Here is an 8,519-nt window from a genome sequence, read left to right as displayed (position 1 = left end):
TTGAGGGTTGTGGACCGGAAGGGATTGCTCCTGCAAGTTTGAACACGGTTATTTATGTACGTCCAAGCGGTGTAATCCAAGAGTACCGTTACATTTTATCGGATGACAACGGTTACTATCAAATTTACGAGAGCACCCAACGTGCTTTTCGATTGAGTAATTTCAACGATTTATCACCCTTAACACCTGGTGGTGTTTATAGTATAGATGTTGAGTACAAGGTATATGGCTATTACTACGGAGGGAAGACTTGTGCGATCACAGTTCCTGGAGGAACACCACCTCCAACACCGGATACTTTCACACGTTATGCAGGTTCAGAAAGTCAACTTTCTAACGAATTTAGTGCAATAGCGTATCCAAACCCATTCAACAACAGTTTTAATTTGGATATCAAAGGCAATCAAACCACACCGGTTCAAGTAACCGTTTATGATATGATGGGGCGTTTGTTGGAAAACAACACCATTTCAGTTGATCAAGCGAACAACATAAACATTGGAGCCAACTACCCAACTGGTGTTTACAACGTGGTTGTGACGCAAGGGGAGGAAGTGAAGATGATTCGGGTGGTGAAGCAGTAAATAGGTGCTAAGGGACTGAGAAACTGAGGTGCTGAGGTTTTAAAGTTTATATAGACTAGACCTTCGAGAGATCGGGGGTCTTTTCTTTTTTAATTATAGAAACAACTTTTTGGTCTTGATTTATAATAGTGTACATTTGTTGCGTGTAGAAGTTTAGTTGCTTATGGATTTAATTTTTTAAAGTGTTAGTATTAAAACTATAAGTTTATGAAAGAAAGCCATTTTAGGAGTCTTTTTGATTTTTTGCAATAGTTTAATAGTTAAGAATTTATTTTTTGTAGCTATTGTTTTAGCTCTCTGATGTATACCGCTAAACTTGGTTTGATTGTGATGACTAAAATCTTAATAGGATGGTAATTTGTATTGCAGAAGGTAGATTCTAATAATCGGAAGTGAAACCGGTTAATTGTAAGTTTTGATAGATGTAATTGAGCACAAAATTTAAAAATTATAGCAAGAGAAAATGAATCTAATTCAATACGATGCGAAACAAAAATGAGCTAATATAAAAAATTTAACACATGATTTTTGATTATAAAACCGGAGCTTTTTTAAAATGAACATTGGGTCTTAATGGATTGGTATAAATCATATGATAAATCATAATGGCATCTTTTGTAAAGGATTTAATTAGGGTCGGCTTTTCCAAATTAAACATCATTATTTTTGGTGTGGGAACCTCGATTGCTACGGCTCGATTATTAACTCCCGATCAAAATGGAACGATTGCCATGTTGCTTGTTTATCCTTCCCTTTTTATGGTGTTGGGTTCTATGGGAATTAGACAGTCTACTACCTATTTTGTTGGAAAAGAGATCTATAGTTTAGATCGAATTAAGCAAGCAGTAACCCAAATATGGCTGTTGACATCGCTAGTCAGTATGCTTATTTGTGTTTTGTTATTCCTTTTTTTATCAAAAAATGTACCTGATTTTTCCCTTATTTTGGTTTCGGTTCTCAGCATTCCTTTTAGTTTGCACAATACCTATTGTTCCGGTATATTTTTAGGTAAAAATGAAATTAAAGAATTTAATAAAATAAATTGGATTCCAAATTTTGTTACTTTTTTAGCAACCATTTCATTAATTTATTTCTTTGATCTTGAGGTCATGGGAGCCATGTTGGCTTATTTGTTCGGTCATTTGGCTATTTTTATCGCTCTTGCTATTCGAAAAGATAATTTAATGCCTAAAACCTTTCAAATAGAAAAAGAGGTTATTTCTAAAATGTTGTCGTTGGGTTTAATTTATGCTTTTGCTCTTTTAATTGTGAATCTTAACTATAAGATTGATGTGGTTTTGTTGGAAAATTTAAGCACTCCCTATGAATTAGGTATTTATGCAAAAGGTTCCAGCATCGTGCAATATTTATGGCAAATTCCGATGTTATTCAGTAGTTTAGTTTTTGCTCGAAGTGCTATTTCCAAGGACGGATTAGCCTTTTCAAAAAAGGTAGCTCAACTGTTGCGTTTATCTATTTTGTTAGTAGGTTTTGTGGCTGTTATTTTAATGCTGTTATCCAAACAAGTTATATTATTACTTTTTGGAGAAGCTTTTTTACCCAGTGTGATTGTGATGCAAATTTTATTACCCGGCGTTGTGCTTTTAACCGTTTTTAAAGTAATGAACATGGACTTAGCCGGAAAAGGAAAACCCTATATTGCCATGAAATCAATGGCAGTTCCTTTGGTAATAAATGTTCTTTGTAATTTATATTTCATTCCTTTGTATGGTTCAAAAGGGGCAGCCATTTCGTCTTTAATCAGTTATTCGTCTGCTGCATTTTTCTTTTTATACTTTTATAGCAAAGAAACAAAAATACCAATCAGCGAAATACTGGGCTACAAAAAAAGTGACTTTGAACCCATTATGGAGGTAGTTACTAAAATTAATAAAAAAATCAAACGGTAATGTTTTTATTTGATAGGGAAAGAACGGGAAGAATACCCAACTCACACACTTTTGAGCAATTACCGCAAGAGGAGTGGAGGATACATTTTAAACAAGATCCGGTGCGTTGTGCCGAATCTACTCCGGTTTTTGACCAACACGGTAATTTATATTTTGGTTCGCACAATGGGTCTATTTATGCTCTTTCTCCGGAAGGAAAAATTTTGTGGCAATTTGTAACCGAAACAAAAGTCTATTCCAGTCCGATGTTAATCGATGATAAATTATACATCGGTTGCAACATGTCGACTTTGCTCTGTTTGAATTTACAAGGCGAATTAGTGTGGCAATATGACGGTTATAAAGCCTATGCCAGCCAATCTAAACTCAAGCGGTTACAACTAAACGCTTATACTTATTTGAACTATGACTATGAATTTAAAAAATTCATGAAAATAAATACCTGGACTTCACCAAATTTAGTTAACAACCAGTATGTTGCCTTTGTTTTTTACGGCATTGGTTTAGTTCTTTTAGACAAAGACACAGGAAATGTGCAGTGGAAAAAAGACTTAGGCAGTCCGTCGTTTCATTTAGCCGGTGTTGCTGTTACAAATGTTAACGGAAAAGATTTTATTGCCGTTTGCGGACAAAACAGTGGTTTGTTTTGGTTTGATGCAGACGGAAACCTGCAATGGAAAACAAAAGCATTTGGCAGAAGTAACGCTTGGGCCAATCCGTCAATTGATGCAGCAGAAAATTGTATTTATCATTCCGAAAGTTATTTCAATAAAAAATCAATTTTATATAAAACAGATTTCAATGGAAAAACAATTTGGAAAAAGGAATTTCAGTTTGGTTGCAGAGCAACAGTTGGAATAAGTAATTCCGATTTTATTGTGTTTTTGGGCTTAAACGGAACCGTTTATTTTTTAAGTAAAAAAGATGGTAGTCAACTTGCATCCAGAGAAATTGCTTCAAAAGACAGAGGGTTATGGACTTCGCCTTCCATCATGGCCAATCATTCGGTGTTGATAAATACCAAAAAAACGGTTAAAAAAGGATCGCTAATTTGTTTGTCGCCACAAGCAGAAATCAATTGGGAAATTAATTATGCTAAAGCTTTATCGGTGCCAACTATTGATGAGCAAGGCAATTTGTATACCGCCACTTGGGCAGGAGACTTTTATAAATTTAAAAATGTAAATTCATGAAAATTGGAATATTAACGTATCATCACGTGATTAATGATGGGGCAGTGTTGCAAACTTTGGGGCATGTGAAGACTTTGAAAGAAATGTATCCTACTGCAACTATTGAAGTGATTGATTACAGACATAAAACAATTGAAAAAATAGAAAAAAGAGAAGCTTTTAAAAGTTTAATAAAATTAAAAAAAGGAGCATTTTCTAAAATTAAAAAATACTACAGTTTTAAAAAATTTGTGAATGAACTTTTGCCATTAACAGAAGAAAAATTAATTTCTGATGATGTTGAAGAAGCTGTAAAGTTTATCAATAGACAAAATTATGATTATGTAATTGTTGGAAGTGATGAGGTTTGGAAATTATTAGATAGAAAATATGCCAGACAATTTCCAAATATCTATTGGTTACCAGAAGGTATTAAAGCCAAAAGAATAGCTTCGGCTGCATCTGCAAATGGTTCAAATCCAAAATTGCTACAAAACAGCGAAATTAAAAATCAAGCAAAAAATATCGTCAATAATTTTCATGCAATAGCAGTTAGAGATCAGTACACTTTGAATTTAATTAAGAGTTTAGAAGTCGATGCACCACTTTATCAAGTTCCAGACCCAACTTTTGGTGTAGATTGGCATGCTAGTGGAGTGAAAGAAAAGTTAGAAAAAGTTGGGGTTGATTTTACTAGAAAAAGATTTGCATTAAATTTGAGCTCCAACAATTCCGAGTTTGCAAAAGCTTCCGAACAAATTTATCATTATGCAAAACAAAATAATATTCAATTGGTAGGAATTGGACAATATAATAAATTTTGTGAAATGAACTTTTCGGATGTTTTAAATTCATTAGAATGGGCAACATGCTATCAGTATTTTGATTTTTGTGTAACCGACCGTTTCCATTCAACTATTTTTAGTATTAAAAATAAGGTTCCTTTTTTAGTAATTGAATCAGAAAAAAAATATCCAACCGAACATAGAGGAAAAATTGTTGATTTATTATCAAAGATAAATAAGTTGCAGTATCATCAATTTTACAATGACTCTATTGATTTTAAGTTGCTAATTACAGATTTGATTGAATCACATAAAATTGATGATTTTGATTCTATCATTTTAGATTTAAAAAATCAATTCAGAACATATTTATTAAATGTCATAAAATAGTAATTGAAAAAAATCCTTTACATCTTAGATACGTTTGAAACCGGTGGAGCAGAAAAAAGCCTACTTGATATTGCCATTCAAAACAAAGCAGTTGAAACTGTTTTTGTAACTTTATACAAGGGCAATCAATTGGCAGAAGCGGCCCAGCAGGCAGGTATTAAAGTTATTTCGCTTAACCGTCCTGAAAAATATGCTTTCGGCAAAATCGCGCAACTTCTCAAACCAATTATTCAAGAGGAAAAACCCGATTTAATTCATGCTACATTGTTTCGTGCAGACATTGTTTCCCGGAAAGTAAAACGTTATTTCAAAATACCTTTAGTTTCCAGTTTGGTAAACAACTCGTATATCGAAGAACGCTATCAGCAATTATCGTTGCTTGGAAAGCTTAAACTGAATTGTATTCAGCGTTATGATGCCTTGACAGCTAAAAAAGTAGATCATTTTATTTCAAATTCTCAAACCATCAAGCAATCGAATGCAAAAGCATTAAGTTTACCTTTGGAAAAGATAAAAGTTATTTTTAGAGGTCGTGATTTGTCAAAATTTCTATCCTTGTCTCAAGAACAATTGTCTACAACCAAAAAAGAGTTAAATATCATAGAAAATCAAGTTACGCTATTAAATGTGAGCCGACTTTTAGAAAGAAAAGGACAACTTGATTTGTTGCAAGCGATGAAAAGCATTGTAATAACACATCCAAATGTTAAACTATATATTGCTGGTGAAGGATTTTATCGTTCAGTCTTAGAAAACTACATTCAAGAAAATAATTTGCAATCACACGTAGAATTGTTGGGCAACCGAAATGATATTCCCTATTTGTTGCAATTGGCAGACGTTTTTGTGTTTCCAACACATTACGAAGGTTTACCCGGAGCATTAATTGAAGCTATGATGGCTGAAAAAACAATTGTTTGCACCGCAATTCCTGAAAACAAGGAGTGTGTTTCTGCACAAGAAGCCGTTTTTTTTAAAAAAGGAGATGTTTCCAATTTGGTAACTACTTTGCAAGAAGTAATCAACCAACCACATCATTTTAGTGCGTTAGGAAAAAATGCCAGAATTGCAGCCATTGAAAAATTCAGCATTGCCAAAGTAGTTGAGCAATATAACACATTATATACCTCTATTATTCAAAAACACACCCAATGACCATTCTCCAACTCATCCAAAGACCCCAATTACGAGGAGCAGAAATGTTTGCCAGTCAACTTTCCAATGAATTGGTCCAAATGGGGCATAGCGTTTTGGTTGTAGCCTTGTTTCCGGGCGAATCTACTTTGCCCATAAACGCCACCTTTATTCTTTTAAACAGACCGCAACACAAACGATGGAATGATGTTGAAGGTTGGAAAGCTTTGGCAAAGCTAATCAAAGAACACAATGTAGATGTAGTGCAGTGCAATGCCGGCGACACCTTGAAATTTGCGGTTTTTTCGCAACTTTTTACGGGTTGGAAAATACCGATTATCGCCCGAAATGCCAGTATGGTGAGTGCCTACATTAAAAATCCAATTATTAAGTTGCTCAACCGTTGGTTCTATAGCAAAACCCAAGCGATTGTTTCGGTTTCACACTTGGCTGCGAAAGATTTGAATACGTTATTTCCCGAAACAACATCAAAAACAACAGTGATTCCGATTGGCATAAATTTGCAATCGTTTACGCCGGTAGCTTGGAAAAATGCCTCGCCAACTGCATTTCAAATGGTGCACGTAGGCGGATTTTCATTTGAAAAAAACCACTATGGTTTACTTTCCATTTTTGAACAATGGTTGCATCGTTTTCCTGATTCCCATTTGCATTTAATTGGCGATGGTCCCATGAGAGAGGAAATAGAACAAGCTGTAGCTAAAAAAAAACTGACAGATAAAATTTCCTTTTATGGTTTTAGCAAAGAAGCGATCAACTACATGCACCAAGCCGATGTTGTGGTTTTACCAAGCAGTATTGAAGGCTTGCCTGGTGTAATTTTAGAAGCCATGTATGCCAAAACCCCGGTAATTGCCTATAATGTGGGCGGTGTTTCAGAAGTGGTTCAGAATAATAAAACCGGTTTTTTAATTGAAAAAGGGGATGAAAAAGGTTTTTTGCAAGCCATAGAGCAAGTGAAAAAAGAGGGTAAAGTAGCACGGTATATTTTAAATGCAAACGAGCTCGTTGTGCAAAAATTTAATAATAGCTACCTTGCCCAACAATTTGAAAAAATTTATTACAAAATAAGTTAGAATATGCTTTTCAATTCCATTGATTTTGCCATTTTTTTACCGGTAGTTTTTATATTGTATTGGTTTTTTACGAATCACAACTTGAAACTTCAAAATTTGCTAATCGTAGTAGCAAGTTATTTGTTTTATGGATGGTGGGATTGGCGGTTTTTATCATTAATTTTATTTAGCACATTAGTTGATTATACAATTGGCGTTTTACTTTCTAAAGAAGAAAATGTTACTAAACGGAAAATTTTTTTGTGGACAAGTATAATTGTAAACCTCGGTTTTTTAGGGTTTTTCAAGTACTATAATTTTTTCCTGGATAATTTTAAAACTGCTTTTACTTTTTTTGGCGGAGAAATCAGTTCCGGTTCTCTACATATAATACTGCCTGTGGGAATTAGTTTTTATACATTTCAAACCTTAAGCTATACTATTGATGTTTATAATAAGAAACTTGAGCCTACCAATGATTTTATTGCTTTTACAGCATTTGTTAGTTTTTTTCCACAGCTAGTTGCCGGTCCTATAGAAAGAGCATCCAATTTATTGCCCCAGTTTTACATAAAAAGAAAATTTGAATACAGCAGAGCCGTTGATGGTTTACGTCAGATTTTATGGGGTTTATTTAAAAAAATTGTAATAGCGGATAATTGTGCCGAATTGGCCAATCAAATTTTTAATAATTCTGGAGAGTATTCGGGTAGTACATTGGTTTTGGGAGCTTTATTTTTTACGTTTCAAATTTATGGTGACTTTTCAGGCTATTCAGATATTGCTATAGGAACGTCTCGATTATTTGGATTTGATTTAATGCGAAATTTTGCATTCCCTTATTTTTCTAGAGATATCGCAGAATTTTGGAGACGTTGGCATATTTCGCTTTCTACTTGGTTTAGAGATTATTTATATATTCCTTTGGGAGGAAGTCAAGGTGGAATGTGGATGAAAATTAGAAATACATTTATTATTTTTATTGTCAGTGGATTTTGGCATGGAGCCAATTGGACATTTGTAATTTGGGGATTATTAAATGCTATTTACTTTTTACCTCTATTAATTACAAACAACAATAGAAATAATTTACACATTGTAGCCGAAGGAAAATTTTTGCCAAGCTTTAAAGATTTTATCAAAATCAGTGTTACCTTTTCGCTCACTGTTTTAGCATGGGTCTTTTTTAGAGCAGAAAATGTAACGCATGCCTTTTCAATTTTAGCTGAGATTTTCTCACCATCAATAGTAGAATCACCTAAGTTTTTTGACCTGAAGATTTTTGCTTTACTTATCTTCTTCTTATTGATTGAATGGGTTGGGAAAAGTTATCACCATCCACTTCACATTCTTGATTCAGTAAAGAGTAGATTGCTTAAACACACACTTTATTTACTGATATTATTTGTAATATATTTTTATGGAAAAAATGATGTTACTTTAGATTTTATTTATTTTCAATTCTAAC

At 33.6% G+C, this 8,519-nt stretch carries 7 protein-coding genes; all 7 read left to right on the top strand.

Annotated features, from left to right (window positions below; all coding sequences use genetic code 11):
* A partial coding sequence (locus IEV15_RS10535; RefSeq protein ID WP_188362482.1) for a T9SS type A sorting domain-containing protein occupies nt 1-584 on the top strand: 584 nt, incomplete at its 5' end.
* A gap of 605 nt (nt 585-1,189) precedes the next feature.
* Nucleotides 1,190-2,494: a flippase gene (locus IEV15_RS10530; protein WP_188362481.1), complete on the top strand. Its 1,305-nt coding sequence runs from the start codon at nt 1,190-1,192 to the stop codon at nt 2,492-2,494.
* Entirely contained in the window at nt 2,494-3,687 is a 1,194-nt protein-coding gene (locus IEV15_RS10525) for an outer membrane protein assembly factor BamB family protein (protein ID WP_188362480.1), read from the top strand. Before IEV15_RS10530 ends, IEV15_RS10525 begins: the two co-directional genes overlap by 1 nt.
* Nucleotides 3,684-4,841, top strand: a complete 1,158-nt coding sequence (locus tag IEV15_RS10520) for a polysaccharide pyruvyl transferase family protein (RefSeq protein WP_188362479.1) — start codon at nt 3,684-3,686, stop codon at nt 4,839-4,841. Before IEV15_RS10525 ends, IEV15_RS10520 begins: the two co-directional genes overlap by 4 nt.
* Nucleotides 4,842-4,844: 3 nt before the next feature.
* A complete protein-coding gene (locus IEV15_RS10515; protein ID WP_188362478.1) occupies nt 4,845-5,996 on the top strand; it encodes a glycosyltransferase family 4 protein in 1,152 nt (383 codons plus the stop codon).
* Nucleotides 5,993-7,072, top strand: a complete 1,080-nt coding sequence (locus IEV15_RS10510; RefSeq protein ID WP_188362477.1) for a glycosyltransferase family 4 protein — start codon at nt 5,993-5,995, stop codon at nt 7,070-7,072. Before IEV15_RS10515 ends, IEV15_RS10510 begins: the two co-directional genes overlap by 4 nt.
* Nucleotides 7,073-7,075: 3 nt before the next feature.
* Nucleotides 7,076-8,518, top strand: coding sequence for an MBOAT family O-acyltransferase (locus IEV15_RS10505; protein ID WP_188362476.1), 1,443 nt, complete (start codon nt 7,076-7,078; stop codon nt 8,516-8,518).
* Nucleotide 8,519 lies beyond the last annotated feature (1 nt).

This window comes from Flavobacterium orientale, assembly GCF_014638005.1.
In the GTDB taxonomy this organism is placed as follows: Bacteria; Bacteroidota; Bacteroidia; order Flavobacteriales; family Flavobacteriaceae; genus Flavobacterium; species Flavobacterium orientale.
This window is presented reverse-complemented; position numbering and strand designations above follow the sequence as displayed.

What these genes read in the sequence shown, in the direction of transcription:
- IEV15_RS10505 (WP_188362476.1), top strand. Translation starts at nt 7,076, where the DNA reads ATGCTTTTCAATTCCATTGATTTTGCCATTTTTTTACCGGTAGTTTTT.
- IEV15_RS10520 (WP_188362479.1), top strand. Translation starts at nt 3,684, where the DNA reads ATGAAAATTGGAATATTAACGTATCATCACGTGATTAATGATGGGGCA.
- IEV15_RS10530 (WP_188362481.1), top strand. Translation starts at nt 1,190, where the DNA reads ATGGCATCTTTTGTAAAGGATTTAATTAGGGTCGGCTTTTCCAAATTA.
- IEV15_RS10525 (WP_188362480.1), top strand. Translation starts at nt 2,494, where the DNA reads ATGTTTTTATTTGATAGGGAAAGAACGGGAAGAATACCCAACTCACAC.
- IEV15_RS10510 (WP_188362477.1), top strand. Translation starts at nt 5,993, where the DNA reads ATGACCATTCTCCAACTCATCCAAAGACCCCAATTACGAGGAGCAGAA.